This is a genomic window from Candidatus Palauibacter sp., from assembly GCF_965216145.1.
GTDB lineage: Bacteria > Gemmatimonadota > Gemmatimonadetes > Palauibacterales > Palauibacteraceae > Palauibacter.
This window is the reverse complement of the sequence record NZ_OZ244149.1, coordinates 2,431,285-2,455,806: the sequence shown is the minus strand read 5'-3', so window position 1 is coordinate 2,455,806 and position 24,522 is coordinate 2,431,285. Positions and strand designations below refer to the sequence as shown.

General features: G+C 68.8%; 17 protein-coding genes. 8 read left to right on the top strand and 9 right to left on the bottom strand.

Going from position 1 to position 24,522, the window contains the following annotated elements; all coding sequences use genetic code 11:
• Window positions 1-101: 101 nt before the first annotated feature.
• Both ACOOHF_RS10410 and ACOOHF_RS10405 read left to right on the top strand, forming a co-directional pair.
• Window positions 102-434 carry a hypothetical protein gene (locus ACOOHF_RS10410; RefSeq protein ID WP_420461623.1) on the top strand — a complete coding sequence of 111 codons (333 nt, stop codon included), beginning with the start codon at window positions 102-104 and terminating at the stop codon, window positions 432-434.
• A gap of 27 nt (window positions 435-461) precedes the next feature.
• The gene (locus tag ACOOHF_RS10405) at window positions 462-809 is read left to right on the top strand and encodes a hypothetical protein (RefSeq protein ID WP_420461622.1); all 348 of its coding nucleotides are present in this window, start codon (window positions 462-464) and stop codon (window positions 807-809) included.
• Between the two features lie 13 nt (window positions 810-822).
• Here ACOOHF_RS10405 and ACOOHF_RS10400 read toward each other — a convergent pair whose 3' ends face one another.
• Complete coding sequence (locus ACOOHF_RS10400) at window positions 823-1,725, bottom strand: creatininase family protein (protein ID WP_420461621.1); 903 nt, start codon at window positions 1,723-1,725, stop codon at window positions 823-825.
• A 110-nt stretch (window positions 1,726-1,835) separates the two neighbouring features.
• Between ACOOHF_RS10400 and ACOOHF_RS10395 the strand changes: the two genes are divergently transcribed.
• The 3 genes from ACOOHF_RS10395 to ACOOHF_RS10385 are packed head-to-tail and all read left to right on the top strand — an operon-like array spanning window position 1,836 to window position 5,562.
• Window positions 1,836-3,593 (top strand): amidase family protein, encoded by a 1,758-nt coding sequence (locus tag ACOOHF_RS10395; RefSeq protein WP_420461620.1) that lies wholly within the window; start codon window positions 1,836-1,838, stop codon window positions 3,591-3,593.
• The gene (gene tesB / locus ACOOHF_RS10390; RefSeq protein WP_420461619.1) at window positions 3,593-4,516 is read left to right on the top strand and encodes an acyl-CoA thioesterase II; all 924 of its coding nucleotides are present in this window, start codon (window positions 3,593-3,595) and stop codon (window positions 4,514-4,516) included. The genes ACOOHF_RS10395 and tesB overlap by 1 nt, the downstream gene beginning before the upstream one ends.
• Window positions 4,513-5,562 (top strand): peptidyl-alpha-hydroxyglycine alpha-amidating lyase family protein, encoded by a 1,050-nt coding sequence (locus ACOOHF_RS10385; protein WP_420461618.1) that lies wholly within the window; start codon window positions 4,513-4,515, stop codon window positions 5,560-5,562. Before tesB ends, ACOOHF_RS10385 begins: the two co-directional genes overlap by 4 nt.
• Before the next feature lie 46 nt (window positions 5,563-5,608).
• Here ACOOHF_RS10385 and ACOOHF_RS10380 read toward each other — a convergent pair whose 3' ends face one another.
• A complete protein-coding gene (locus ACOOHF_RS10380) occupies window positions 5,609-6,640 on the bottom strand; it encodes a carboxypeptidase regulatory-like domain-containing protein (RefSeq protein WP_420461617.1) in 1,032 nt (343 codons plus the stop codon).
• A gap of 238 nt (window positions 6,641-6,878) precedes the next feature.
• Window positions 6,879-8,204 (bottom strand): aspartate aminotransferase family protein, encoded by a 1,326-nt coding sequence (locus tag ACOOHF_RS10375; RefSeq protein ID WP_420461616.1) that lies wholly within the window; start codon window positions 8,202-8,204, stop codon window positions 6,879-6,881.
• A gap of 205 nt (window positions 8,205-8,409) precedes the next feature.
• Between ACOOHF_RS10375 and ACOOHF_RS10370 the strand changes: the two genes are divergently transcribed.
• Window positions 8,410-9,378, top strand: coding sequence for an aldo/keto reductase (locus tag ACOOHF_RS10370; protein ID WP_420461615.1), 969 nt, complete (start codon window positions 8,410-8,412; stop codon window positions 9,376-9,378).
• Here ACOOHF_RS10370 and ACOOHF_RS10365 read toward each other — a convergent pair.
• The 4 genes from ACOOHF_RS10365 to ACOOHF_RS10350 form a co-directional block, all read right to left on the bottom strand.
• Window positions 9,375-11,963 (bottom strand): Ig-like domain-containing protein, encoded by a 2,589-nt coding sequence (locus tag ACOOHF_RS10365; RefSeq protein ID WP_420461614.1) that lies wholly within the window; start codon window positions 11,961-11,963, stop codon window positions 9,375-9,377. The two genes, ACOOHF_RS10370 and ACOOHF_RS10365, sit on opposite strands and share 4 nt — an antisense overlap.
• A gap of 93 nt (window positions 11,964-12,056) precedes the next feature.
• Entirely contained in the window at window positions 12,057-13,322 is a 1,266-nt protein-coding gene (locus tag ACOOHF_RS10360) for an Ig-like domain-containing protein (protein WP_420461613.1), read from the bottom strand.
• 322 nt (window positions 13,323-13,644) lie between these two features.
• On the bottom strand, window positions 13,645-16,497 hold the full coding sequence (locus ACOOHF_RS10355) for an Ig-like domain-containing protein (RefSeq protein ID WP_420461612.1): 2,853 nt from the start codon (window positions 16,495-16,497) through the stop codon (window positions 13,645-13,647).
• 93 nt (window positions 16,498-16,590) lie between these two features.
• Window positions 16,591-19,143: an Ig-like domain-containing protein gene (locus ACOOHF_RS10350; protein ID WP_420461611.1), complete on the bottom strand. Its 2,553-nt coding sequence runs from the start codon at window positions 19,141-19,143 to the stop codon at window positions 16,591-16,593.
• Window positions 19,144-19,323: 180 nt separating this feature from the next.
• Here ACOOHF_RS10350 and ACOOHF_RS10345 point away from each other — a divergent pair, with 180 nt between their 5' ends.
• Together ACOOHF_RS10345 and ACOOHF_RS10340 are read left to right on the top strand one after the other, a co-directional pair.
• Window positions 19,324-19,542 (top strand): aldo/keto reductase, encoded by a 219-nt coding sequence (locus tag ACOOHF_RS10345; protein ID WP_420461610.1) that lies wholly within the window; start codon window positions 19,324-19,326, stop codon window positions 19,540-19,542.
• A 60-nt stretch (window positions 19,543-19,602) separates the two neighbouring features.
• The gene (locus tag ACOOHF_RS10340; protein WP_420461609.1) at window positions 19,603-19,752 is read left to right on the top strand and encodes a hypothetical protein; all 150 of its coding nucleotides are present in this window, start codon (window positions 19,603-19,605) and stop codon (window positions 19,750-19,752) included.
• A 48-nt stretch (window positions 19,753-19,800) separates the two neighbouring features.
• On the opposite strand, the gene ACOOHF_RS10335 is transcribed toward ACOOHF_RS10340, so the two are convergent.
• Window positions 19,801-21,843 (bottom strand): Ig-like domain-containing protein, encoded by a 2,043-nt coding sequence (locus ACOOHF_RS10335; protein ID WP_420461608.1) that lies wholly within the window; start codon window positions 21,841-21,843, stop codon window positions 19,801-19,803.
• Window positions 21,844-21,936: 93 nt separating this feature from the next.
• Entirely contained in the window at window positions 21,937-24,474 is a 2,538-nt protein-coding gene (locus tag ACOOHF_RS10330) for an Ig-like domain-containing protein (protein WP_420461607.1), read from the bottom strand.
• Window positions 24,475-24,522 lie beyond the last annotated feature (48 nt).

Sequence of the window (24,522 nt, the reverse complement as noted above, 5' to 3'; positions counted from 1 at the left end):
GTTGATCCCAGGTTGAGGGCTACCGGGAGCGTGGACACGGAAGACCGCGGGCGGAGGGCCGCCGCGGTACGTGATTCGGTTCCGGGGGAGGTAGAACGGGGATGGGAGCGGAACTCATCGGGATTCTCGCCGTGGGCGCGGCGCTGGCCGGGCTCACCCTCAGCACGTCGCACAGGCACCGCGACGACATGAAGAGCCTGCGCGGAGATTTGGGAGGGCAGATCAACGACCCGCGCGGAGAGATGCGCGGACTGCGAGAGGAAATGCGAGGCGAGATCCATGGCGTGCGAAGCGAGGTGAGCGAACTGCGAAGTGAGACGCGCGACCTCCGGGGCGAAATGCACGGGTTCCGCGTCGAGATCACGGACCGGGTGGCCCGGATCGAGGCCAAGGTGTTCAACGGTGCGGTGGCTGGGCGCGGTACGGCGGGGTGAGCGCTTCAGACGGCGAGCGGTGAACTGGTGAGCGTCGAAATGATCGCGATTCTCGGCGTGGGCGCGGCACTGGCCGGGCTTGAGCTTATGGTCTCCCACTGGCGACGCAACGACGTGAAGAGCCTGCGCCAGGAGTTGTTCGGTGATACCTACGGCCTGCGAGACGTGGTACGAGGGGAAATCCAGGGCCTGCGCGGGGAGATTCACGGCCTGAGAGGAGATCTGCGAGGAGAGATCCGAGGCCTGCGAGGTGAGTTGCCTGGTTTGCGGGGTGCGATGAACGGCGTCCGGGGAGAAACGCACGAGTTCCGCGTCGAGCTGACGCAACTGTTGGCGCGGATTGAGGTCGGACTCTCCCTCCGGGGCGGTCGCTGAACCGCGCAGTGGGTCAGTCGTTGCTGGCGATGGCGAGGCGGATGGCCCGGGCGGTGATCTCGGCGCGGTAGTCCACGAGCCTGCGCCCGTTTTCGATCGTCCGCTCGACCGGTGAAAGGTCGACGCCGTTGATCGAGAAGAGTCCGGCGTCCATCCGCTGATCCGCGCGGATCGTGTTCGGATCCACCGTCGCCATGATCGATGAGTAGTGGTAGTCGTCGTGGTACTCGTTGCGGGTGGCGACGCAGTCGTCGGGCTGCTGGACGATCCCCAGTTCTTCCTTCAGAAAGTCGCAGCTGTAAATGTCTTCGGTATAATATTCGGGGATGAAGTGGACGCGGGCCGGGCGGTCGGCCCAGGCGCGGTTGAGGGCGGCGGCCACGTTCTCCATCCCGCCGACGTTCCCTCCGCTGTCTCCGATGAGGACGAGGTTCTCGAACCCGTGCGCGGCGAGACTACCCAGCACATCCGTGAGCATGGCCTCGAACGTCTCCTGCCGGACGCTGATCGTCGCGTGGTAGCGCATGTGTCCGCTCGGGGGGTCGATACTCCCCTCCGGGACAAGCTTGATGATGGGGGCGACGAGCGCGTCGCCGAGTTCGCGCGCGATCGCCTCGGCTGTGGCCTGGAGCACGAAGTTGTGCTTGCCGCTCGCCAGGTAGGGCCCGTTCTGTTCCACGCCGCCCGTGCCGACGATCGCGGTCGTCATCCCTTCGGCGAGCGCGTCCCGCACCTCCATCCACGTCATCTCCTCGATCCACACCGTGTCGAACGCGTCGATCGGACGAGGGGCGTCGAGGTCCTGGGCGCTCGCCCGCACCGGGGCCAGGGCCGTCATGCACATGCAAAGAACTACCGCGCCGGAGGCGAGGGGTCGCGACGAGAGCGGGGCGCGGGGGAAAACGTGGCTGAACACGGCGGTCTCCCAGGGTCGAGGCTGCGGCGGACGGCGGACGATCCCTACTATACGGCTCGATTCGAGGTTCGCGTCAGAGTCCCGGACATCCCCTGACATCGGAGGACCCCATGAAGCCGGCCCCACGCGTCTGGTTGACCGTCGTCGCGCTGGCGGCCGCCCTGGCGGGCTGCCAGTCCCCCTCCGCGGACGCAGCCCCGTTCGATGTGGTCGAGGCGACGATTCCGGAGATGCGGGCGGCGATGGAGAGCGGGCGGCTCACCTCGCGGCAGCTCGTCATGGAGCATCTGGCGCGGATCGCCCGCTACGAATGGCAACTGAACGCGGCCGTGTCGATCAACCCGAACGCGCTCGAGGAGGCCGAGGCGCTCGACGCGGAGCGCGCGGCGGGGAACGTGCGCGGGCCGCTGCACGGGATTCCGGTTGCCCTCAAGGACAACATCCACACGACGCACATCCCGACGACGGGGGGCTCGCTGGCCTTCGAGGGCTATTACCCGCCGTACGAGGCCACGCTCACGGCGAACCTGCGCGAGGCGGGCGCGATCATCATCGCCAAGGCGGGGCTCACGGAGTTCGCGAACTTCATGGCCGGGCCGCCGAACCAGATGCCCGGCAACTACAACGCGCTCACCGGCTACGGGCTCAACCCGTACGACCCGCGGCGGGACCCGCGGGAGGACCGGGATGACGGCCGGCCGGCGCTCAGCACGGGCGGCTCGAGTTCGGGGATCGGGACGGCCACGAGCTTCTGGGCGGCGAACGTGGGCACGGACACCGGCGGGTCGATCATCAGCCCCTCGAACGCGAACATGCTGGTGGGGATCCGGCCGACGATGGCGCGGGTCAGCCGCTGGGGCGTGGCCCCCGTCACCCTCGACCACGACATGGCGGGGCCGATGGCCCGAACGGTGACGGACGCGGCGATCATGCTCGGGGCCATGGAGGGGGCTGAACCGGACCCCAACGATGCGGCCACCGGGCGGTGCGAGGCGCCACCGGGGCGCGACTACACGCCGTTCCTGAACGCCGACGGGCTGGAGGGGGCGCGGATCGGGATCCCGCGGGCCTTCTACCACGAGCCGGTGGACGTCGGGGGGCGGTCGATCGGCGGACTCGGCGAGGAGGCGGCCGCGCTCATGGCGGAGGCGGTCGCGGTGCTCGAGGCGGAGGGCGCCGTCGTCGTGGATCCGGCCGAGATCCCGAGCTTCGTCGACCCGGATCCCGACGGGAACTTCAACACATGGTCGCTGTGCATCGGCGGACACCAGGCGAAGGGCGCGGACGAGGGGTGCTCCGTGAACTTCAAGTACGGGATGAAGCGGGACTTCGACGCATGGCTCGCCTCTCTCGGGCCGTCGGCGCCGGTGACGACGCTCACCGAACTGCGCGAATGGAACCTCGCACACCGCGATGCGGGGTCGATGAAATACGAGCAGTCGCGCTACGACATCTCCGACGAGATGGACGTGGAGGCGGACCGGGCCCGGAACGCGGCGGACATGGCGAAGGACTCGCTCCTCAGCCAGGCGCGAGGGATCGACGCGGTGCTCGCCGAATACGAACTGGACGCGATCTTCACGCCGGGGAGCCGCGGGGCGGGCCTCGCCGCCCGGGCGCGGTATCCGCACATCGTGGTGCCGTTCGGTTTCGTGGCCAACGCGCCCACGCCGCCCTTCCCCGAGGGCTTCGACGCCCGGCCCGCGCCGTTCGGGGTCGGGTTCACGGGGACGGCGTGCAGCGAGCCGCGACTCATCGAACTCGCCTACGCGTTCGAGCAGGCGACCCTGCGGCGCGTGGCCCCGGAAGGGTTCCGGATGAGCCGCGGGCGGGCCGGAGCGCCCCGGTCCCGCGAGAGTACGGGCTGATGCCCTACACAATCGAGGACCTCGTGGCGCTGTTCGACCTCGAGCCGATCGAGGAGAACATCTACCGGGGGCAGAACCGCGACATCGGGTCCGGGCGGCTGTTCGGGGGGCAGGTGCTCGCGCAGGCGCTCGTCGCGGCCCGGCGGACGATCGACGCGCCGGACCGCGAGGCGCACTCGCTGCACGGCTACTTCATCCTCGCCGGCGATCTCGACATCCCCGTGGTCTACTTCGTCGACCGGCTGCGGGACGGACGCAGTTTCCTGACGCGGCGGGTGACGGCGATCCAGCACGGGCGCGCGATCTTCAACATGTCCGCCTCGTTTCACAAGAGCGAGGAAGGGATATCCCACCAGGCGACGATGCCGGACGTGCCGCCGCCGGAGGCCCTGGAGTCGCAACTCGACAGCATCCGGCGCCACGCCGACCGGATTCCGGAGGGGCGACGAGCCCTCCTCACGCAGGACCGGCCCATCGACCGACGTCCGGTGGCGCCGTTGGACCCCTTCGAGCCGGAAGCGGCCGAACCGGTGAGGCGCGCCTGGATTCGGACCGTCGGCAGCCTCGGGGACGATCCGCTCGAACATCAGGCCGTGCTCGCCTACGTTTCGGACTACGGGCTGCTGCGGGCGGCGCTGCTGCCGCACGGCCGTACCTTCTACGATCGTGACCTGATGGGGGCCTCGCTCGACCACGCGATCTGGTTCCACCGCCCGTTTCGGATCGATGAATGGCTGCTGTACGAGACCGTGAGTCCGATCGCGAGCGGCGCGCGGGCGTTCACCCGCGGGACGTTCTTCACCCGGGACGGTCAGCTGGTGGCTTCCGTCGCGCAGGAGGGCGTGATCCGAACCGGCGGGCGGCCGGGCTCGCGCGGCGGACCCGGGCCCAAAGAAGAAGAAAAAGAAGGAGATGGCGGATGACGCGATTCAAGGGGACGTTCGCGGAGGTCGGGATCGGTGCGGCCGTCGCCCTCACGGCGCTGGTCGCGGTCGTTGGCGCTTGCGGTCCCGGCCCGGAGGCGGACGCCGGGGTCGAGCCCGTGAACGACCTGCCCAACCTCTACGAGCGCATCGAACCGTGGGCCGAACTGCCCCCGGGCGCGACGCAGTGGGGCCAGGTCACGGGGGTGGAGCAGGGTCCCGACGGCAACATCTACGTCATGCACCGCTGCTTCGAGAACAGCTGCGCGGACCGTCCCGAGGACCCGATCGTGAAGTACGACATGTCGGGCCGGGCGCTCGCCTCGTGGGGCGCGGGCCTGTTGAACTACCCCCACGGCTTCCACGTGGACCATGAGGGGAACGTCTGGGCGACGGACGCGCGGGGGAACGGGGAACTCGGCCACCAGGTGTTCAAGTTCAGCGCGGATGGGGAACTCCTGCTGACGCTCGGACAGGCCGGCGAGGCGGGCAAGGGCCCGGATGTCTTCAACCAGCCGACGGATGTCCTCGTCCTCCCCGGCGGCGACCTCCTCGTCATCGAGGGTCACGGCGAGGGCAACGACCGCGTCGTCCGCTTCAACCCCGAGGGCGAGTTCATCGACGCATGGGGCGGGCCCGGCTCGGGCCCCGGCCAGTTCCGGACGCCGCACGCCATCGCCCGGGACTCTCAGGGACGGATCTTCATCGGGGATCGGGCGAACAACCGGATCCAGATCTTCCAGGAGGACGGGACGTTCCTCGAGGAGTGGCGGCAGTTCAGCCGCCCGAGCGGGATCTTCATCGACGAGGACGACACGATCTACGTCGCCGACTCCGAGAGCTGGGGCCCCGACAACCCCGGCTGGAAGAAGGGGATCCGCATCGGGAGCGCGCGCGACGGCTCCATCTCGTACTTCATCGAGGACATCGAGTCGATGACTCAGGAGCACAGCGGCGCCGAGGCCGTGGGCGTGGACTCGGAGGGGAACGTCTACGGCGGCGTCGTGCGCCGCCGCATGCTCGAGAAGCACGTCCCCGTGAGGTGAGTCGATGCTGGCGGTTCGTCGCAAAACCCCGCACCGCCACGGGCTGCTATTTGGTCCAGATCACGACGGCGCCGCAGCGCGCGTCGTAGCCCCCGAACTCGGGCGGCAGCTCGGCCGCACCCTGGTACACCTCGATGCCGGCGATCTCCACCGGCAGCACGAGCGAGTCGAGATCCCGGACCGAGATCGGAGAACCGTCCAGATAAGCCCTGAGTTCGCAGCCTCCGGAGGTGAAGCCCGCCGCGGCCCTCGAACTCTCGACCCAGCAGCCACGCCGGCCCGAGCCGGGGCACCGGAGTCGGATCCCGGGCGCGTCGGCGAGCATGTGGGTGATCCGGAGGGGGCGCCGGCGGTCGATGTCCTCCAGCGTGAAGAACGTGCCGCCGCTGAGCAGTTCGCCGAAGTACTTGCGCTCGTAGAACCCCTCTATCTCGAGCCGTCGCGGCCTGACGGCCGTCACCACGAGCGGCTCCATCTCCGTGGGCGCGGGCGCGAGCCCGATATCGAGTTCCGTGGTGAGCCCGCGGGTCACCGTCACCGGGTATTGGAGGGGCGCGTATCCGATCCGCCGTACCTCGATCTGGTGATCTCCGGCGGGCACGCCGGCGATGGCGAACCGGCCCTGGCGGTCACTCTGGACCTCCTGCGCACGTCCGGCGAGGGAGAGGGCGGCCGTGGCCACGGGCCGGTCCGTCGCCCTGTCGAGCACGCGGCCCACGATCCGCCCCGGCTGCGCCTCCCCGAACAGGACGCGGAGGTGGACCTGTTGCATCGTGCCGGGTTCGAAGGTGACGACCGCCTCTTCACTCGAATCGTCGCCGAACTCCGCCCACACCGTGGCGGCCTGCGCGTTTTCCGGGATGCAGAGAGAGAAGCTCCCGTCGGCTCCGGTCGGCTGGCGTATCGGCCGGAGCACCACGTCGCTCCATTGGAGCACGACCGTTGCGCCTGGTAGCTGCAGCAGGCCGGACTCGTCCGTGACGAGGATGTGAAGCGACGCCCGGCCGTCGCAGTCCATCTGTTCCTGGCCCGCGGCGGGGCGGGCAACGGTCATCAGCAGCAGCGACGCGAGGGCCACGCCCCGCGCCGCACATCGCAGACGAACTGCTTTGCGGGAAATCACCTGATCCATGACCATCCGCGCTCCGGAATCGGGAAACCTGTTTCGTCGCGATGACGACGTGGCGGTCCTTCGGCTCCACTACGCCGGGTGTCGCCAGCAAGTTCCGCCGCGTCCCTTTCGCTGCCTGGAGCCGTGGCGGGACGACCAGGGGCGAATACGGCTTACGGCAAGGACGACCTATGGCGCGCCCGGGTCACGCGATGGCGTCGTCGATCGCGGCGGCGTGCCGTTCGAGGAACGCTTCGAACTCCGAGACGAACGCGTCGCAGTCCTCGTCGTCGTGGGCGAGGGAAACCGTGATGAAGCCCCGGCGCGCGACCCAGAACCCGGCGAGCAGCATCTCGAGGTGGAAGAGGTCGTGGGCGGCCTGCGGCGTGGCGGCCGTATCGGCGCGGCAGCGGACCGGGGCGCGCTGGAAGTGGACGGTCATGATCGAACCGCGGCCCGTCACCTGGGCCGGAGCGTCCAGCCGTGCCGCGACCCCGTTGAGGGCGGCGCGCAGGGCGTCTCCGCGCTGGGCCAGCCGGCGGACGACCGCGGGTGTGAAAACGTCGCGCAGCCCGACGAGTCCCGCGGCCATGGCGACCGCGTTGTTGTTGTGCGTCCCGTGGTGGCTGAAGTGATCCGGGCGGCGCGGGTCGAACCGGTCCATGAGATCCGCGCGCCCCCCGAACGCTCCGAAAGAGGCCCCGCCGCCAAAGTACTTGCCGAACGTAGTGAGGTCGGCGTGGATGCCGAGCGCCTCCTGAAGTCCACCCGGAGCCAGCCGCGAGGTCTGCACCTCATCGAAGATCAGCAGCGCACCGCTGCGTTCCGTCGCGTCCCGGAGCGCGCTCAGGAACACGCGGGTCCCCGGGATGCAGCCACCGCCGCCCAGCATGGGCTCGACGAGGACGCACGCGAGTTCGTCGGCGTGCGCATGGATCAGCGACCGCGCCGACTCCGCGTCGTTGTACTCCCCCACGATCCACTGGAACGGAAGGTTGAGCCGCCGATCCGGCCCCATGAAGCTCAGCGGACCGCCGTGGTACCCGCCGTCGAACACGAGAACCTTGTCCCGGCCCGTGACCGCGCGTGCGAGGCTGACGGCCATGAGGTTCGATTCCGTCCCCGAGTTCGTGAACCGCACGCGGTCGACGGACGGGAAGCGCCCGCAGATGAGTTCCGCGAACTCCTGCTGGTTCGGGGTCGGTCCGCCGAGCGTGAGGCCGTTCTTCGCCGCCTCCGCGATGGCGGCCTGGATGGCGGGATTCGAGTGCCCGTAGAGGCCCGCCGTATAGTCGTTCAGGAAGTCGACGTACGCGTGCCCGTCGAGGTCGTACAGCCGGGCCCCCTCCCCCCGCACGATCGTGGCGGGAAAAGGCGCGAAGTGGTTGACCGTGCGGGTGTCCGCCCCCGGAAGGAATTCCGTCGAGCGCTCGAAGCTGGCCTGGCTGAGGGGATTCGCCGCCGTGTACCGCGCGGCCGCGTCCGAGGCGAGTTCCTGCAGCGTCCGGGTCTGGGCCGGGCGTGTGGCCATGAGTTCCGTCCCGCGTTCGGGTCATGCAGCCCTTCCGGGAGCCCGCCCCCCGCGTCGCCCCCGTCGTCCCGCGGAGATTCGCACGGCGGGGGGCAGGTTTCAAGGGGACGGCGGCGGGAGACGGAAGCGCTCGCTCGCACCGGTACGCGCCTCGTATAGTGGGGCGCCCGCACGCCCACCCACCCTCAGAGGAGACGAACGCCGCGTGGAGAGACGGAGAATCGCCAACACAGACCTGGAAGTGTCCCGCGCATGCATGGGGACGATGACGTTCGGCTCCCAGACGGACGTCGACGGCGCTCGCGCGATGGTCGACCTGTGCCTCGAGCGCGGCGTGGACTTCTTCGACACCGCGAACGTGTACAACGGCGGCCGCTCCGAGGAGGTCCTCGGAGAAGTCCTCGGAGATCGGCGCCGCGACATCGTGCTCGCAAGCAAGGTCCGGAACCCGATGGGCAACCCGGTCGAATACACGGGACTGTCGCGCGACGCGATCCGGCGCGGGATCGAGGCCTCGCTTCGGCGGCTCGGAACCGACTATCTCGACATTTATTATCTGCATCTTCCCGACTATGACGTGCCCATGGAGGAAAGTCTCGCCGCGCTCGAGGAACTGCGGGTCGAGGGACTGATCCGCTATCCCGCGACCTCGAACTACAGCGCGTGGCAGATGTGCGAGATGTTCGCGATCTGCGAGCGGGAGGACTGGACGAAGCCGTGGATCGCGCAGCCGATGTACAACCTCGCGGCGCGCGGGATCGAGCAGGAATACCTCGCCTTCACGAAGCGCTACGGGATCTCGAACGTCGTCTACAATCCGCTCGCGGGAGGACTTCTCACCGGCAAGCAGAGCCCCGAGGCACCGCTACCCGGCACCCGTTTCGACGGCAACCGAATGTACCTGGACCGCTTCTGGCACGACGAATACTTCCACGCCGTGACCGAGGTCGAGGGGATCGCGGGCGACGCGGGCCTCACTCCGGTACAACTGGCGCTGGGCTGGCTGCGCGCGCAGGACGGGGCGGACTGCATCATCCTCGGCGCCTCCCGGATCGAGCACCTCGAGGAGAACCTCGCCGCGTTCGAGGCTCCGCCGCTCAGCGCAGAGGTGCTCGCGGGCTGTGAGGCGGTCTGGGCGCGGCTCCGTGGGCCGACGCCCAACTACAACCGCTAGAACCGGCGGCGATCGCCGCCGCTAGAACCCGGAATCACGCGTACGATCCGTCCGTCCCGGTCCACGATGACGACGGGACCTCTCCAGATGTCGTCCCCGTACGGAATCAGCCGGTCCGGATCGATCGCCCGCGCGGCGTCGGCGCCGGGAAGCCGGTAGGGCTCGGCCACCGTCGAATCAACCTCATAGCCGAGGTCCGCGAGCGACTGGATGGTGATCGCGCTCAACGGTTCAGGCACCCCAGGGTCCGTGTACGGCGTCATGAGTTCCGTTGCCAGGACGATTTCTCTCCAATGGCCGTTACGCGATCCCGGGCCGCCCATGTTCTCCACCGGCACCTTGGCGCCCCGGTAGCCCGTGCCACCCGCTTCATTGAAGGCTTCGATCGCCAGCCGGCCCGTGAAGTGAGTGTCCGGCAACTCCGTGTCCGAGGCGGGGTTGCGGAGCAGTCCCAGACGATCCCAGATGGTGCCGATTCCGAGCACATGCCCCATCTCGTGAAGGATGGTCTCCTCCAGGCTGCCGCGCTGCTCGAGCCGATCGAGGTCGGCCGCGTCGAACTCCATCCGCCCATAGAAGGGCAACAGGGTCCCACTCCGCGCCCAGCACCAGTTGGCTTGTGCCAGGGTCCCACCCGGACCATCGATCTCGGCAACCGCCGCCACGATCATGAGTTCGTCGATCGTCTCCACATATCGCTCGAATCTCGGATCGTCACCGCAATCCAGGGTTCGGTTGACCCGCGCGTCGGGGAGTTCCGTCGGCGCCAGTATCGTCATCCAACGCTCGGCCGCCCGCACGAAGGCCGCCCTCTGGGTCCGGGTCATGGACGTTGCGAAGATCAGTTCGATCTGGAATCTGCCCTCGGCGGTCTCGACCGTAACGGAAAACGAGGACGAGGCGCTCAGGCCTCCCGGATCGCGCGCCGTCACCGTGACGGTCGCCATGCCCCCCGCGAGCGCGCTGACCACGACGGAACTGCCGGACACGTCGGCCCCGGCGACGCCGGCGTTCGATGAGGACGCGGTGTAGGAAAGGGCGTCCCCGTCCGGTTCGCGGAAATACGGAGACACGTCCACCGTCGCCGTCTCGCCCGCGGACACAGCCTGCGCGGGAATCTCGCCCACCGCCTCGGGCGCCTGGTTCGCGACGGTCACCTGGAAGCGCTGCTGCGCGGCCAGACCCTGTCGATCGCGCGCCGTCACCGTGACGATCGCCACGCCCGTCGCGAGCGAGGTGACCACAACGGAATCGCCCGACACCGAGCCGACGGCGACCCCGGCGTTCGATGAAGCCGCCGTGTACGAGAGTTTGTCCCCGTCCGGGTCGCTGAAGTACGGAGACATGTCCACCGCCGCCCTCTCCCCGGCGGACACGGTCCGAGCGGGGATCTCGCGCACCGCTTCCGGCGCCCGGTTCGGCACCGCCACCTGAACCGACTGCTGCGCGGCACCGCCCTCCGGATCGCTTGCGTTCACCGTGATGGTCGCAACGCCCGAGGTCACGGCCCGGATCGTTATGGTCGCCGCGGCGACCGTGGTCGTCGTCACATCGGGATTGGACGAGGTCGCCGTGTAGGTGAGCGGGTCGCCGTCCGGGTCACGGAAGTAGATGGACGCGTCCACGGATGCCGTCCGGCCCGCGAACACGGTCTGGACCGGGATCGCATCCACCGCCTCGGGCGCCCGGTTCGGCACCGTCAGCTGGAAACGCTGCTGCGCGAGCAGACCCTGCGGATCGCGGGCCGTCACCGTGACGGTCACGACGCCTCTCGCGAGCGCGGCGATCACGACGGAACTGCCCGACACCGAGGCCTCGGCGACCCCGGCGTTCGATGACGCGGCCGTGTAGGAGAGGGTGTCGCCGTCCGGGTCGCTGAAGTAGGACGATACGTCCACCATCGCCGTCTCCCCGACCGACAGCGTCCGCTCGGGGATCGTCCCCACCGCCTCGGGCTCCCGGTTCGGCACGATCACCTGAACCGTCTGCCGAGCCGCGCCCCCCTCCGGATCGCTTGCGCTCACCGTGACGGTCGCAACGCCCGAGGTCACGGCCCGCAGCGTTATCGTCGCCGCGGCGACCGTGGTCGTCGCCACCCCGGGATTAGACGAAGTCGCCGTGTAGGTGAGCGGGTCCCCGTCCGGGTCGCGGAAGTAGAGGGACGCGTCCACGGATGCCGTCCAGCCCGCGAACACGGTCTGGGCCGGGATCGCGTCCACCGCCTCGGGCGCCCGGTTCGGCACCGTCACCTGGAAACGCTGCTGCGCGGCCAGCCCCTGCGGATCGCGGGCCGTCACGGTGACGGTCACGACGCCTCTCGCGAGCGCGGTGACCACCACGGAACTGCCTGACACCGAAACTCCGGCGACTCCGGCGTTCGAAGAAGCCGCCGTGTAGGAGAGGGCGTCCCCGTCCGGGTCGCTGAAGTACGACGACAGGTCCACCGTTGCCGTTTCCCCGACGGACGGCGTCTGCTCGGGGATCGTCCCCACCGCCTGCGGCGCCCCGTTCGGCACGGGAGTCGGACCCGTGACGTCCGGGTCCGCGTCTCCGCACGCCGCGGCCCACACAACCGCAGCCGCCATCAGGCCTCGTGCTCGTCTCCGCGAGGAGAACCGCACGGGTCGCAGAGGGGACACGCTCCCGCCGTGGCGCGGACGGGAGCGCTCCATTCCCGGTTAGCGGCCCTTCTTGAGTGAGATGACTTCGGTCGGGATATCCAGCCGCGCCGGATCCAGGTCTTTCGTACGACGCAGAGAGCCGATTCCCGGCGCCTCCGGCCTATCCGCCATCCGTCCGCCGACCTCGGTACCGGCCAAATCCACCCAGTCGTAGAGCACCGTCTCGCCGCCAGCCGCCGCGAGCCAGACTTCCTCCACGCGGCCGAAGAAGTCGCTCAACGGAACGCCATCGATGGTGCCGGAGGTTGCCAGTCTGACCAACTCCGTTTCTCCCGCGGCGAGGACGAATTCTCCGTTCTGGCTCGAGAAAGTAATGTCCATGAATTCCCCCGCCTCTTCGGCGATGGCATCCGAGTTGCCGTGAAACCGGCCGGTCGTGAAGTAGTCCCCGGATGGCTCCTCACGGAAAGCCAGCTTCCAGTTGTCGCCATCGTCAAAGGTCCCGATGCTGAACCTGAAGCGGGTGAATCGGTCGTGGCCAGTCACCCAATACAGGTACGCGCGTTGGCCGGCCGCGCTCCGGGCCATTCTCGTGCCGAGCGTCCACTCCGTGACCGGGGCTTCGAGCACGCGATCTGCAGTTCCAATGCGCCCCGATTCCGTGGTGCTGGTCAAGTGTAGAACCCCGTCGACCACCTCAAGGGCGACGCTGTAGAGGTCCCAATCGTCCAGGCTGGCGTCTGAGTCGAAGTCGTCGCGGAATCCGGCGCTGGCCTCGACCGTCACTTCCGCGCTCTGGGTCGCGGTCAGGCCGTCGGGATCGGCCGCCGTCACCGTCACCGTCGCGGATCCTTCCGCCACCGCCGTGACCGTCAGTCTGCTGCCCTCAATGCTGGCGGCAACCACGGCCGCGTCGCTCGACTCCGCCGTGTACGTCAGTTCGTCCCCGTCCGGGTCGCTGAAGAACGAGGACACATCCACGGTCACTTCGTCGCCGGCCGTCATCGTCTGCGCCGGTATCGCCCCCACCGCCTCCGGCGCCCGGTTGGCCGCCTCCACCGTCAGCTCCGCGCTCTGCGTCGCCGTCAGACCGTCCGGGTCCGTCGCCGTCACCGTCACCGTCGCCGTCCCCGCCGACACCGCCGTCACCGTCAGGTTGCTCCCCGACAGCGAGACAGACACCACGCCGTCGTTCGACGATGCGGCAGTGTAGGTCAGCGCGCCCCCATCGGGATCACTGAAGAAGGGGGTCACATCCACCGTGACGGCCTGTCCCGCTGTGAGGACCTGCGCCGGGATCGAGCCGACCGCTACCGGTGCCACCGGTGGTGGTGGTGGCGGCGGGGGTGGCGGGTCCGTTGTCCCGTCTCCTCCGCACGAGGAAATCCCCGCGAGAGCCGCCAATAACAACGACGCGCCGAGTACTCTCGGCTGTGGCCTAAAACGCCGTGCGGTTACGATCCCCTTGCTGCCAATGTATGCATCCCCCTCGAGTCATTAGCGCTCCGGTCCCCGGACGGGACCGGAATTCGTCAAGGTAGGGCGCCCTTCCCCCCCGAAACAGGGGGGAAGGGAGAGGGGAGAAGAGAAACGGAAGCGGGGTCTGGGCGCGGCGGCTCAGGGGGCCGACGCCCAACTACAACCGCTAGAACCGGCGGCGATCGCCGCTGTTCGAACCCGGAATCACGCGTACGATCCGTCCGTCCCGGTCGACGATGACGACGGGACCTCTCCAGATGTCGTCCCCGTACGGAATCAGCCGGCCTGGATCGATGTCCCGCGCGGCGTCGGCGTCGGGGAGTCGGTAAGGGTCGGCCGCCGTCGTATCGACCGAGTAGCCGAGGTCCGCCAGCGACTGGATGGTTATGGCACTCAGAGGGCTGGAACCCCCTACCCTTACGCTGGGGGTCATGAGTTCCGTCCTCAGGACCGTTTCCCGCCAATGCGCGTTGCGCCTTCCCGGGCCGCCCCTGTTCTCCACCGGCACCTTGGCGCCTCGATATCCCGTGCCGCCCGCCTCGTCGAAGGCTTCGATGGCCAAGGGGCCCGTGAAGTGCGTGTCCGGGGCCTCCGTCTCCGAGGCCGGGTCTCTGAGCAGCCCCAGACGACTCCAGATCGTGCCGATCCCCAGCACGTGCCCCATTTCGTGAAGGACCACGTCCTCCAGGGTGCCGCGTCGCTCGAGCCGCTGGAGGTCGGCCACGTCGAACTCCATGCGGCCATACAGAGGCATCAGGGTCCCCGTCCGCCGCCAGCATGCGCCGGCTTGTGCCAAGGTCCCGCCCGGACCATCGATTTCGTCCACGGCCGCCACGATCATCACGTCGTCGATCGTCTCCACGTAGCGCTCGAATCTCGGATCGTCGCCGCAAGTCCAGGTTCGGGGCTCCCGCGAGTCCGGGAGTTCCGTCGGTGCCAGGATTGTCATCCAGCGCTCCGCCGCCCGGACGAAGGCCGCCCTCTGGGCCCGGGTCACGGACGTCACGAACACGAGTTCGATCCGGAATCGCTGTTCGGAGACGCTGACGCCGAACGAGGACGAGACGCTCAGGCCTCCCGGATCGCGTGCCGTCACCGTGACGGTCGCAACGCCGCGCGCGCCCGCCGCGACCACAACGGAGCTGCCGGTCACGGAGACTTCGGCGACCTCGGTGTTCGATGAAGCCGCATCGTAGGAAAGTTCGTCTCCATCCGGGTCGCTGAAGTACGGAGACAGGTCCACCGTCGCCGTCCCGCCGATGGGGACCGCCTGCGCGGGGATCGCGCCCACCGCCTCGGGCGCCCGGCTCGGCACCGTCACCTGGAAGCGCTGCTGCGCGACCAGACCCTGCGGGTCGCGCGCCGTCACCGTGATGGTCGCCACGCCCCCGGCGAGCGCGCTGACCGCGACCGAACTACCCGACACCGATGTCCGGGCAACCCCGGCGTTCGATGAGGACGCGGTGTAGGAAAGGGCGTCCCCGTCCGGTTCGCGGAAATACGGAGACACGTCGACCGTCGCCGCCTCGCCCGCGGACACAGCCTGCGCGGGAATCTCGCCCACCGCCTCGGGCGCCTGGTTCGCGACGGTCACCTGGAAGCGCTGCTGCGCGGCCAGACCCCGTGGATCGCGCGCCGTTACCGTAACGGTCGCCACGCCCCTCGCGAACGAGGTGACCATAACGGAATCGCCCGATACCTCGGCGACGACGACCCCGGCGTTCGATGATGCCGCCGTGTACGAGAGTTTGTCCCCGTCCGGGTCGCTGAAGTACGGGGACACGTCCACCGCCGCCGTCTCGCCCGCGGACACGGTCTGCGCGGGAATCTCGCCCACCGCGTCGGGCGCACGGTTCGGCACCGTCACCTGAACCGACTGCTGCGCCGCACCGCCAGCAGGATCGCTTGCGTTCACCGTGACGGTCGCAACGCCCGGGGCTATGGCCCGGATCGTTATCGTCGCCGCAGCGACCGTGGTCGTCGCCACCCCGGGATTCGACGAAGTCGTCGTGTAGGTGAGCGGGTCCCCGTCCGGGTCGCGGAAGTAGATGGACGCGTCCACGGCTGCCGTCTGGCCCGCGAACACGGTCTGGGCGGGGATCGCGTCCACCGCCTCGGGCGCCCGGTTCGGCACCGTAAGCTGGAAACGCTGCTGCGCGGCCAGACCCTGTCGATCGCGCGCCGTCACGGTGACGGTCACCACGCCTCTCGCGAGCGCGGCGATCACGACGGAACTGCCCGACACCGAGGCCTCGGCGACCCCGGCGTTCGATGACGCCGCCGTGTAGGAGAGGGTGTCGCCGTCCGGGTCGCTGAAGTAGGACGATACGTCCACCATCGCCGTCTCCCCGACCGACAGCGTCTGCTCGGGGATCGTCCCCACCGCCCGCGGCTCCCGGTTCGGCACGATCACCTGAACCGTCTGCCGCGCCGCGCCCCCCTCCGGATCGCTTGCGCTCACCGTGATGGTCGCAACGCCCGAGGTCACGGCCCGCAGCGTGATCGTCGCCGCGGCGACCGTGGCGGTCGCCACCTCGGGATTAGACGAAGTCGCCGTGTAGGTGAGCGGGTCCCCGTCCGGGTCGCGGAAGTAGAGGGACGCGTCCACGGATGCCGTCCGGCCCGCGAACACGGTCTGGGCCGGGATCGCGTCCATCGCCTCGGGCGCCTGGTTGGGCACCGTCACCTGGAAGCGCTGCTGCGCGAGCAGACCCTGGGGATCGCGCGCCGTCACCGTGACGGTCGCCGCGCCCCTGGCGAGCGCGGTGACCACCACGGAACTGCCCGACATCGAAACTCCGGCGACCGCGGCGTTGGACGAAGCCGCCGTGTAGGAGAGGGCGTCGCCGTCCGGGTCGCTGAAGTAGGACGACAGGTCCACCGTTGCCGCTTCCCCAACGGACAGCATCTGCTCGGGGATCGTGCCCGCAGCCTGCGGCGGCCGGTTCGGCACGGGAGTCGGACCCGTGACGTCCGGGTCCGCGTCTCCGCAGGCGGTGGCCCACACGACTCCGGCCACCGCCAGTCCTCGAAGACGCTTCCGCGACCCGACCCTCTGGAGCAGGCTCAGGTCCTGGCTCCTGCTGAAGAGGGTCGGGTCAAAGTTCCGGCCTTAGCGTTCGTTCCTGTTTCTGCGGGTTCCGGCAGGGCTGTCCCGCCGGATCGGATTCCGAGCGGAAGCCTCAAGGGCGTCGCGCACGAGATCGATTCTTCGGGCGGCTCCCGCCCCGTCCGACATGTCCGCGCTGCTCTCCGTACCGGTCACGTCGATCCAATCGAAGAGCATTGTGGAGCCGTCGGCGCCCGCACCCGCCAACCAGATACTACTCACCCTGCGCAGCGAATTGGGGGATGGGTCGTCCTCCGGCGTAAATCTCCAGAGTTCCGTGTCTCCCGCCGCCAGGAAGATCTCTTCGCCGTCCTTTCCGATCGTGAGGTCCGTGAACTCACCTGGTCCGTCCCGGACGGCGTCCGAGTCACCGCTCAGACTCCCGAAGAAGAACCACTTTGGCTCGGCCACGGTCGCGTCAAACTGGAGGAACCTGAAGTTGTCTTCACCGGCGGGGCCCAGACTGACACCATAGGCGGGGAAATCGTCGTCTTCCGTGAACCAATACACCCGCACCGTTCCCTCGTCTGCGGCTCGGCCCATCCTGACCCGGATCGTCCAGTCAGTCAGTATGGGGTCGACCTCGCGTTCCGCGAACCCAACCCGATCATCGGTAGTGTTGGCCACGCGGAGAAGTCCATCCTCTACCTCGGCGTCGGCGTTGCCGATCTCCCAGTCGTCCAGGCTGGCGTCTGAGTCGAAGTCGTCGCGGAATCCGGTGCGGGCTTCCACCGTCACTTCCGCGCTCTGGGTCGCGGTCAGGCCGTCGGGATCGGCCGCCGTCACCGTCACCGTCGCGGATCCTTCCGCCACCGCCGTAACCGTCAGGCTGCTGCCCTCAAGGCTGACGCCGACCACGGCCGCGTCGCTCGACTCCGCCGTGTAGGTCAGCTCGTCCTCGTCCGGATCGCTGAAGAACGAAGACACATCCACCACCACTTCGTCGCCCTCGGTCATCGCCTGCGCCGGAATCGCCCCCACCGCCTCGGGCGCCTGGTTGGCCGCCTCCACGGTCACCTCAGCGCTCTGCGCCGCGGTCAGGCCCTCCGGGTCGGCGGCCGTCACCGTCACCGTCGCCGTGCCCACCGCCACCGCCGTGACCGTCAGGCTGCTCCCCTCAATGCTGACGGCCGCGACGGCCGCGTCGCTCGACTCCGCCGTGTACGTCAGTTCGTCTCCTTCCGGATCGCTGAAGAAGGAGGACACGTCCAAGGGCACTTCGTCGCCGACCGTCATGGTCTGCGCGGGAATCGCCCCCAGCGCCTCAGGCGCTTGGTTGGCCTGCCCGACGCTCACTGCCGCGCCTTGCGTCGCCGTCAGACCGTCCGGGTCCGCCGCCGTCACCGTCACCGTCGCCGTCCCCGCCGACACCGCCGTCACCGTCAGGCTACTGCCCGCGATGCTGGCCGTGAGCACCGCCGCGTCGCTCGACTCCGCCGTGTACGTCAGCTCGTCCCCGTCCGGATCGCTGAAGAAGGAAGACACATCCACGACCACTTCGTCGCCCTCGGTCATCGCCCGCGCCGGAATCGTCTCCACCGCCTCCGGCGCCCGGTTGGCCGCCTCGACCGTCACCTCCGCGCTCTGCGTAGCCGTCAGACCGCCCGGGTCCGCCGCCGTCACCGTCACCGTCGCCGTCCCCGCCGACACCGCCGTCACCGTCAGGCTGCTCCCCGACACGCTGACCGCAACCACCGTCGCGTCGCTCGACTCCGCCGTGTACGTCAGTTCGTCCCCGTCCGGGTCGCTGAAGAACGGAGTCACATCCACGGTCACTTCGTCGCCGGCCGTCATCGCCTGCGGAGGAATCGTCCCCACCGCCTCGGGCGCCTGGTTGGCCGCCTCCACCGTGATGTCGGCACTCTGCGTCGCGGTCAGACCGTCCGGGTCCGCCGCCGTCACGCTCACCGTCGCCGTCCCCGCCGCCACCGCCGTCACCGTCAGGCTGCTGCCCGACACGCTGACCGCAACCACGGCCGCGTCGCTCGACTCCGCCGTGTACGTCAGTTCGTCCCCGTCCGGATCGCTGAAGAAGGAAGACACGTCCACCGTCACCGTCTGGCCGGCCGTCATCGTCCGCGGAGGAATCGCCCCTACGGCCTCAGGCGCCTGGTTGGCCGCCTCCACCGTCACTCCCGCGCTCTGCGTCGCGGTCAGGCCGTCCGGGTCCGTTGCCGTCACCGTCACCGTCGCCGTCCCCGCCGACACCGCCGTTGCCGTCAGGCTGCTGCCGGTCAGCGAGACCGACACCACGCCCGCATCCGATGATGCGGCGGTGTACGTCAGGGTCCCCCCATCCGGGTCGCTGAAGAATGGAGACACGTCCACCGTCACCGACTGGCCCACGATCATGACCTGGGCCGGTATCGAGCCGACCGCCACCGGTGCCACCGGCGGTGGTGGTGGTGGCGGCGGCGGCGGATCCGTTGTCCCGTCTCCTCCGCAGGAGGCAATCCCGCCGAGAAACACGAGCAGTAGCGACGCCCTCAACAGGTGTCGGTATCGACGTTCCCCAGCCCTCTGAAGGATCGGCTTGATGGATGTTCGTGTGTTCATGGCGTCGCTGTCTCCGTGTGGGATGAGTGGTTGGGAGGTCTCGGTTCCCCGTGTTGGGTGTATTCGCCCAGGATCTGATCGTAAGGGCTGCGCCCCCCCGATAAAAGGGGGATGATAACCCAAGAACAGGGGGATGATGGCCTTCGGATCCCAGCCGGACGTCGACACCGCCCGTGCGATGTGTCGACCTGCGCCTCGATCGCGGGGCGAAATTTCTTCGACACCGCGAACGTGTATAACGGCGGCCGCTCCGAGGAGGTCCTCGGCGAAGTCCTCGCAGACCGGCGCTGCGACATCGTCCTCGCAAGCAAGGTCCGGAACCCGATGGGAAACCCGGTCGAATACACGGGACGGTCGAGCGATGCGATCCGCCGCGGGATCGAGGCCTCGCTTCGATGACGGAGACTGACTATCTCGACATGTAATCTCTACATCTTCCCGACTATGACGTGGCCATGGATGTACAACCTCGCGGCGCGCGGCATCGAGCAGGAATACCTCGCGTTCACCGCGCACTACGGCGGCGCTTCACGGATCGAGGACCTCGAGGAGAACACTCGCCGCGTTCGACGTCCCGCCGCTGGGCGACGAGGTGCTGGCCGCCTGTGACGCGGTCTGGGCGCGGCGGCTCCGTGGGCCGACGCCCAGCTACAACCGCTAGAACCTGCGGCGATCGCCGCTGTTCGAACCCGGGATCACGCGCACGATCCGTCCGTCCCGGTCGACGACGACGACGGGACCTCTCCAGATGTCGTCCCCGTACGGAATCAGCCGGCCTGGATCGATGTCCCGCGCGGCGTCGGCGTCGGGGAGTCGGTAAGGGTCGGCCGCCGTCGTATCGACCGAGTAGCCGAGGTCCGCCAGCGACTGGATGGTTATGGCACTCAGAGGGCTGGAACCCCCTACCCTTACGCTGGGGGTCATGAGTTCCGTCACCATGACCGTTTCCCGCCAATGCGCGTTGCGCCTTCCCGGGCCGCCCCTGTTCTCCACCGGCACCTTGGCGCCTCGATATCCCGTGCCGCCCGCCTCGTCGAAGGCTTCGATGGCCAAGGGGCCCGTGAAGTGCGTGTCCGGGGCCTCCGTCTCCGAGGCCGGGTCTCTGAGCAGCCCCAGACGACTCCAGATCGTGCCGATCCCCAGCACGTGCCCCATTTCGTGAAGGACCACGTCCTCCAGGGTGCCGCGTCGCTCGAGCCGCTGGAGGTCGGCCACGTCGAACTCCATGCGGCCATACAGAGGCATCAGGGTCCCCGTCCGCCGCCAGCATGCGCCGGCTTCTGCCAGGGTGTCCCGCCCGGACCATCGATTTCGTCCACGGCCGCCAGGATCATCACGTCGTCGATCGTCTCCACATAGCGCTCGAATCTCGGATCGTCGCCGCAAGTCCAGGTTCGGGGCTCCCGCGAGTCCGGGAGTTCCGTCGGCGCCAGAATCCTCATCCAGCGCTCCGCGGCCCGCACGAAGGCCGCCCTCTGGGTCCGGGTCATGGACGTTGCGAAGATCAGTTCGATCTGGAATCTGCCCTCGGCGGTCTCGACCGTAACGGCAAACGAGGACGAGGCGCTCAGGCCTCCCGGATCGCGGGCCGTCACCGTAACGGTCGCAACGCCGCGCGCGCGCCGCGACCACAACGGAACTGCCGGTCACGGAGACTTCGACGACCTCGGTGTTCGATGAAGCCGCATCGTAAGAAAGTTCGTCTCCATCCGGGTCGCTGAAGTACGGAGACATGTCCACCGTCGCCGTCTCGCCCGCGGACACAGCCTGCGCGGGGATCGCGTCCACCGCCTCGGGCGCCTGGTTCGGCACCGTAAGCTGGAAGCGCTGCTGCGCGCCCAGCCCCCGTGGATCGTGCGCCGTCACGGTGACGGTCACGACGCCTCTCGCGAGCGCGGTGACCACGACGGAACTGCCCGACACCGAGGCTGAGGCGACCCCGGTGTTGGATGAAGCCGCCGTGTAGGAGAGGGCGTCGCCATCCGGGTCGGTGAAGTAGGACGACAGGTCCACCGTCGCCGTTTCCCCGACCGACAGCGTCCGCTCGGGGATCGTCCCCACCGCCTGCGGCTCCCGGTTCGGCACGATCACCTGAACCGTCTGCCGCGCCGCGCCCCCATCCGGATCGCTTGCGCTCACCGTGATGGTCGCAACGCCCGAGGTCACGGCCCGCATCGTTATCGTCGCCGCGGCGACCGTGACCGTCGCCACCTCGGGATTCGACGAAGTCGCCGTGTAGGTGAGCGGGTCCGCGTCCGGGTCGCGGAAGTAGAGGGATGCGTCCACGGATGCCGTCCGGCCCGCGAACACGGTCCGGGCGGGGATCGCGTCCACCGCCTCGGGCGCCCGATTCGGCACCGTCACCTGGAAGCGCTGCTGCGCGAGCAGACCCTGTGCATCGCGCGCCGTCACCGTGACGGTCGCCACCCCCCTGGCGAGCGCGGTGACCACGACGGAACTGCCCGACACCGAGGCTGAGGCGACCCCGGTGTTGGATGAAGCCGCCGTGTAGGAGAGGGCGTCGCCGTCCGGGTCGCTGAAGTAGGATGACAGGTCCACCATCGCCGTCTCCCCGACGGACAGCGTCTGCTCGGGGATCGTCCCTACCGCCTGCGGCGCCCGGTTTCGTACGGGAGTCGGACCGGTAACGTCCGGGTCCGCATCTCCGCACGCCGCGGCCCACACGACGGCGACCCCCATCAGGCCTCGTGCTCGTCTCCGTGAGGAGAACCCCACGTCTCGCAGAGGGGACGCGCTCCCGCCGTGGCGTCGACGGGAGCGCTCCATTCCCGGTTAGCGGCCCTTCTTGAGTGAGATGACTTCGGTCGGGATATCCAGCCGCACGTGGTCCAGGTCTTTCATACCACGCAGAGAGTCGATTCCCGGCCTATCCGCCATCCGTCCGCCGACCTCGGTACCGGACAAATCCACCCAATCGAAGAGGGCCGTGTGGCCGCCAAACGCCCCGAGCCAGACTGCCTCCACGCGGTCGACAAAGCTGCTCAGCCGAATGCCCTGGATGGTGCCGGAGGATAGCAGTCTGACCAACTCCGTGTCTCCCACGACGAGGGAGAATTCTCCGTCCTGGTGCGAGACAGTCACATCCATGAATTCGCCCGGCCCTTCGGCGATGGCATCCGAGTTGCCGTTAAGATCGTCTCTCGTGTGATAGAATCCCAACTGCGAATCCCAGTAAGCCAGCTTGAAGTTGTCGCCATCGTCAAAGTTCCCGATGCTGAACCTGAAGCGGGTGAATCGGTCGTGGCCAGTCACCCAATACAGGTACGCGCGTTGGCCGGCCGCGCTCCGGGCCATTCTCGTGCCGAGCGTCCACTCCGTGACCGGGGCTTCGAGCACGCGATCTGCAGTTCCAATGCGCTCCGATTCCGTGGTGCTGGTCAAGTGTAGAACCCCGTTGACCACCTCAAGGGCGACGCTGTAGAGGTCCCAATCGTCCAGGCTGGCGTCCGAGTCGAAGTCGTCGCGGAATCCGGTGCGGGCTTCCACCGTGACTTCCGCGCTCTGGGTCGCGGTCAGGCCGTCGGGATCGGCCGCCGTCACCGTCACCGTCGCGGATCCTTCCGCCACCGCCGTCACCGTCACGCTGCTGCCCTCAATGCTGACGCCGACCACGGCCGCGTCGCTCGACTCCGCCGTGTACGTCAGCTCGTCCCCGTCCGGATCGCTGAAGAATGGGGACACATCCACGACCACTTCGTCGCCCTCCGTCATCGCCCGCGCCGGAATCGCTCCCACCGCCTCAGGCGCCTGGTTGGGCGCTTCCACGGTCACCTCCGCGCTCTGCGTCGCGGTCAGGCCCTCCGGGTCCGCAGCCGTCACCGTCACCGTCGCCGTACCCACCACCACCGCCGTCACCGTCAGGCTGCTTCCCTCCATGCCGGCGGTGACCGCGTCCGCGTCGCTCGACTCCGCCGTGTACGTCAGTTCGTCCCCGTCCGGGTCGCTGAAGAAGGAGGACACGTCCAGGGTCACGGCGTCGCCCTCGGTCATCGTCTGCGCGGGAATCGCTCCCACCGCCTCAGGCGCTTGGTTGGCCTGCCCGACGCTCACTGCCGCGCCTTGCGTCGCCGTCAGACCGTCCGGGTCCGCCGCCGTCACGGTCACCGTCGCCGTACCCACCGCCACCGCCGTTACCGTCAGGCTGCCGCCCGACAGGCTGACGGCGACCACCGCCGCGTCGCTCGACTCCGCCGTGTACGTCAGTTCGTCCCCGTCCGGGTCGCTGAAGAACGAGGTCACATCCACGGTCACTTCGTCGCCCTCGGTCAGCGACTGCGAGGGAATCGTCCCCACCGCCTCCGGCGCCCGGTTGGCCGCCTCCACCGTCACCTCCGCGCTCTGCGTCGCCGTCAGGCCGCCCGGGTCCGCAGCCGTCACCGTCACCGTCGCCGTCCCCGCCGACACCGCCGTCACCGTCAGGCTGCTGCCCGACACGCTGACCGCAACCACGGCCGCGTCGCTCGACTCCGCCGTGTAGGTCAGTTCGTCCCCGTCCGGGTCGCTGAAGAACGAGGTCACATCCACGGTCACTTCGTCGCCCTCGGTCAGCGACTGCGAGGGAATCGTCCCCACCGCCTCCGGCGCCCGGTTGGCCGCCTCCACCGTCACCTCGGCGCTCTGAGTCGCCGTCAGACCGTCCGGATCGGACGCCGTCACCGTCACCGTCGCCGTCCCCGCCGACACCGCCGTCACCGTCAGGCTGCTCCCCGACATGCTGGCCGTGAGCACCGCCGTGTCGCTCGACTCCGCCGTGTACGTCAGCGCGTCCCCGTCCGCATCGCTGAAGAACGAGGACACATCCACGGTCACTTCGTCGCCCTCGGTCAGCGACTGCGAGGGAATCGCCCCCACCGCCTCCGGCGCCCGGTTGGCCGCCTCCACCGTCAGCTCCGCGCTCTGCGTCGCCGTCAGACCGTCCGGATCGGACGCCGTCACCGTCACCGTCGCCGTCCCCGCCGACACCGCCGTCACCGTCAGGTTGCTCCCCGACAGCGAGACAGACACCACGCCGTCGTTCGACGATGCGGCAGTGTAGGTCAGCGCGCCCCCATCGGGATCACTGAAGAAGGGGGTCACATCCACCGTGACGGCCTGTCCCGCTGTGAGGACCTGCGCCGGGATCGAGCCGACCGCTACCGGTGCCACCGGTGGTGGTGGTGGCGGCGGGGGTGGCGGGTCCGTTGTCCCGTCTCCTCCGCACGAGGAAATCCCGCCGAGCAACACGACCAGTAGCGACGCCGTCAACAGGTGTCTGTATCGACATTCCACAGCCCTCTGAAGCCTCGGCTTGATGGATGTTCCTATGCTCATGGTCGCTGTCTCCCTGTGGGAAGTCATTGGGCGGTCCCGGAATTCGCC